We start from the raw sequence: 2,516 nt of genomic DNA, 5'->3' as shown, positions 1-2,516 counted from the left end.
TCCTGTGGCGGCGCCAGGATTCGAACCTGGGAAGGCTGAGCCGGCAGATTTACAGTCTGCTCCCTTTGGCCACTCGGGCACACCGCCTGGGATTGCTGCCCGGACCCGCTCAGGGCGGTGCTCCGCGGCAACGGGGTAAACCATACCCGATGACCGGGGGTGGTTCGCCACTCCGTTGATCAGGGGTGAGAGCGGCCCGTAGTGGCTAGGCTGACCGGGCGGTTCGGTCGCGGACCGCGTCTCTGACGGATCTACCCACGAGGAGCCAACTCACCATGGCCGACTCCAGTTTCGACATCGTCTCGAAGGTCGAGCGGCAGGAGGTCGACAACGCCCTCAACCAGGCCGCCAAGGAGATCTCGCAGCGCTACGACTTCCGGGGTGTGGACGCCTCGATCGCGTGGTCAGGTGAGCGGATCGAGATGCGGGCCAATGCCGAGGAGCGGGTGAACGCCGTCCTCGACATCTTCCAGTCCAAGCTGATCAAGCGCGGGATCTCGCTGAAGGCCCTGGACGCGGGCGAGCCGCAGGCGTCCGGCAAGGAGTACAAGATCAGCGCGAGCTTGAAGGAGGGCATCGGACAGGACGATGCCAAGAAGATCGCGAAGGTCATCCGGGACGAGGGGCCGAAGGGCGTGAAGGCCCAGGTGCAGGGCGACGAGCTGCGGGTGTCCTCGAAGAGCCGCGACCACCTGCAGGACATCATCGCGCTGGTGAAGGGCAAGGACTTCGAATTCCCGGTGCAGTTCGTCAACTACCGCTGACGAGCCGTTCTGAGACCTGCAAGGACGTTGTGGTGCGTGCTTCGCAGCCAGCGCGGGCACATCGCCGAGGGCGGCCTCGACAGCGGCCCTCGGCGTGTCCCCGCGCGCCGAGCCGGTGCTTGATGAGCAGCGCTGCGTGGAAGGACCGCAGGTCGTACCGCCATCATCCGCCCCGTAAGTGAACTCAGAGCGATTCGCCTGGCCTCAGATACCGGTAGCCGCTGTCGGTCTCTTCGGCGAGCCAGCGGTTGACGCTGCTGAGGCCACGTTCGTTGATTTGGCCGTCGTGGATGGCGAACGCCCGCTGGGGTTTGACCGCGTTGACGAAGTCGATCGCCTCCGCCGTCTTCATCCACGACCCCTGGGCCGGAACCAGGAGCGTCTCGATCGGCTGCTGGGGCACGTGCAGCGAGTCCCCCGGGTGGTAGATCGCCTCATCGACGATGTAGCCGAGGTTCGCGCAGTCCGGTTGGCCGGCATGGACGAACGCATGACGACCACCGACAGCCCGTACGCGGAAGCCGCCGACGGTGAACTCGGCGGAGGAGGACACCCCGATGACCTCCAGCCCTGGGATGTTCGCTTCGCCGGGGGCGTAGACCGGCACGCCCAGCCCGGCCAGACGGAGGACATCGATGTGGTCGGCGTGTTCGTGAGTAACCAGCACGGCGTCCGCGCCGGTCAAGGCAGCCGGCTCGCTCCACGTCCCGGGATCGATGACCAGTACGCGGCCATCCCGTTCAAGTCGTACACATGCGTGCGTGTATTTCGTGATCCGCATGGCCCATAAACGTACTCGACAACGAATCGGCCGGAGGGGTCAGCGGCCGCCCGCCATGCGTTCCAGGCGGGCGATCCGCTGGTGCATCGGCGGGTGGGTGGAGAAGAGGCGGGCTGTGCCCGCGCCGCGGCGGAACGGGTTCGCGATCATCAGGTGGCTCGCGGTCTCCAGCCTCGGCTCCGGCGGCAGCGGCAGCTGCCGGGTGCCGGCTTCCAGCTTGCGCAGGGCCGAGGCCAGAGCGAGCGGATCGCCGGTGAGCTGGGCACCGGCCGCGTCGGCCTCGTACTCGCGGGAGCGGGAGACGGCCAGCTGGATGACGACGGCGGCCAGCGGGCCCAGGATCATGAGCATGAGCATCCCGGCCAGGCCGGGCCCGTCGTCGTCGTCGCCGCGCCCGAAGGGGATCAGCCAGGCGAAGTTGACGAGGAACATCACCACGGAGGCGAGAGCGCCGGCGACTGAGGAGATGAGGATGTCGCGGTTGTAAACGTGGCTCAGCTCGTGACCGATGACACCGCGCAGCTCACGCTCGTCGAGGAGGCGGAGGATTCCGTCGGTGCAGCACACGGCCGCGTTGCGGGGGTTACGGCCGGTGGCGAAGGCGTTCGGCGCCTGGGTCGGCGAGAGGTACAGGCGCGGCATCGGCTGCCGGGCGGCCGTGGACAGTTCGCGGACCATGCGGTAGAGCTCCGGCGCCTCGAACTCGCTGACGGGGCGGGCCCGCATGGCGCGCAGCGCGATCTTGTCGCTGTTCCAGTACGCGTACCCGTTGGTGCCCACCGCGATGAGCAGGGCGACGACCAGGCCCGTACGTCCGAAGAAGCCGCCGATGACGATGATGAGGGCGGACAGTCCCCCGAGGAGCAGGGCTGTCCTCAGCCCGTTGTGCCGGTGCACAGTACGCCCTCCAGGTAGTGCGCAGGGGAACCCTGAGGCGGGTGGTCATGCCACCTGTCCGGTGGACCCTCACG

Annotated in this window: 3 protein-coding genes and 1 tRNA gene; 1 reads left to right on the top strand and 3 read right to left on the bottom strand. The window is 67.7% G+C overall.

Features of this window, described 5'->3' with window-relative positions; genetic code table 11:
* Positions 1-5: 5 nt before the first annotated feature.
* Positions 6-87: transfer RNA gene (locus ACRDP3_RS24115), tRNA-Tyr, on the bottom strand.
* Positions 88-275: 188 nt separating this feature from the next.
* Between ACRDP3_RS24115 and ACRDP3_RS24110 the strand changes: the two genes are divergently transcribed.
* Positions 276-764, top strand: coding sequence for a YajQ family cyclic di-GMP-binding protein (locus ACRDP3_RS24110; RefSeq protein WP_431519102.1), 489 nt, complete (start codon positions 276-278; stop codon positions 762-764).
* Between the two features lie 184 nt (positions 765-948).
* Here ACRDP3_RS24110 and ACRDP3_RS24105 read toward each other — a convergent pair whose 3' ends face one another.
* Together ACRDP3_RS24105 and htpX are read right to left on the bottom strand one after the other, a co-directional pair.
* On the bottom strand, positions 949-1,545 hold the full coding sequence (locus tag ACRDP3_RS24105) for an MBL fold metallo-hydrolase (RefSeq protein WP_431519101.1): 597 nt from the start codon (positions 1,543-1,545) through the stop codon (positions 949-951).
* Between the two features lie 39 nt (positions 1,546-1,584).
* Positions 1,585-2,442: a zinc metalloprotease HtpX gene (gene htpX, locus ACRDP3_RS24100; RefSeq protein WP_431519100.1), complete on the bottom strand. Its 858-nt coding sequence runs from the start codon at positions 2,440-2,442 to the stop codon at positions 1,585-1,587.
* Between the last annotated feature and the right edge of the window lie 74 nt (positions 2,443-2,516).

It is taken from the genome of Streptomyces sp. (assembly GCF_050698815.1).
In the GTDB taxonomy this organism is placed as follows: Bacteria; Actinomycetota; Actinomycetes; order Streptomycetales; family Streptomycetaceae; genus Streptomyces.
The sequence above is the reverse complement of the archived record's forward strand: the minus strand, read 5'-3'. Positions and strand labels throughout refer to the sequence as shown.